This window comes from Cryobacterium sp. Y50, from assembly GCF_002929805.1.
In the GTDB taxonomy this organism is placed as follows: Bacteria; Actinomycetota; Actinomycetes; order Actinomycetales; family Microbacteriaceae; genus Cryobacterium.
On the sequence record NZ_PJJM01000002.1, the window covers coordinates 1 to 1,028 of the forward strand.

At 59.8% G+C, this 1,028-nt stretch carries 1 protein-coding gene; it reads left to right on the top strand.

Annotation, left to right across the window (positions count from 1 at the left end):
• Window positions 1-409 precede the first annotated feature (409 nt).
• Complete coding sequence (locus tag CXY73_RS00015; RefSeq protein ID WP_255411327.1) at window positions 410-1,000, top strand: transposase; 591 nt, start codon at window positions 410-412, stop codon at window positions 998-1,000.
• Window positions 1,001-1,028: the final 28 nt, after the last annotated feature.

Consider the following 1,028-nt stretch of genomic DNA (forward strand, 5'->3'; position numbering starts at 1 on the left):
CACAGTCGGCATGCTTATCTGCGGCGATCGAAACGATCACACAGTCCGGTACGCGCTCGGTCGTTCGGGCTCTCCGATGGCAGTGTCCACGTATACATACGACTCCTTGCCACCTTCGGAGAAGAATGCGCTCCCAGATGCGGATGAGCTTGCAGCGGCTCTGGGGTGGGAGGGGGAAGCCCAGGGGCCGCACGATTAGCTATAAAGCTACGTGCGATGGACTTCGGCTCGGTGCTGAAGTGATCTGCCGCAATCAGGAGTATGGCCCTGGCCTTATGCCGCAACTCGTGATGTTCGCCAGCGTATGACGTCTGCTGTGTTGTAGCGGATGAGTCCCAGGCCGGGGACTGTCTCTTAAACGGTGTTTCCGGCCTGACGCGCTGGACTTTGGTCTGGCGGGAAAGGTGCCGTGATGACGACACTTGATGCTGTGACGAAGAAGACGAAATCTGAGCCGACCCGTGAGGCGGTGGCGGCGAAGGAATGGGTGCGCCTGGCAAAGGAACAGGGCCTGGCTCTGGACGGTCCTGATGGGCTGCTGGGCCAGTTCACGAAAACATTTCTTGAGGCCGCGCTGAACGAGGAAATGACTGAGCATGTCGGTCATGAAAAGAACCGTGCCCCGGACGACCGTGAGGAATCCAACGTGCGCAACGGGACCCGGCCCAAAACGGTGATCAGTCCCACGACAGGGCCGGTGACGATCCAGGTGCCCCGTGACCGAGACGGCACGTTCACTCCGGTGATCGTGCCCAAACGACATCGCCGCCTGACCGGGGTCGATGAAATCGTGCTTTCGTTGTATGCCCGCGGACTGACGACCGGGGAGATCAGCGCGCACTTCAACCAGATCTATGGTGCGCAGGTATCGAAAGAGACCATCTCCCGCATCACAGACAAGGTGATCGAGGAGATGCAGACGTGGCAGTCCCGCCCGTTGGACGCCGGGCAGTTTCTAGGGGTCGTTGCGAATCGTGTGTGCCTTAGTTCTGTGTCCTAATCGTCTCATGGCCTGATGGGGTGTGCGG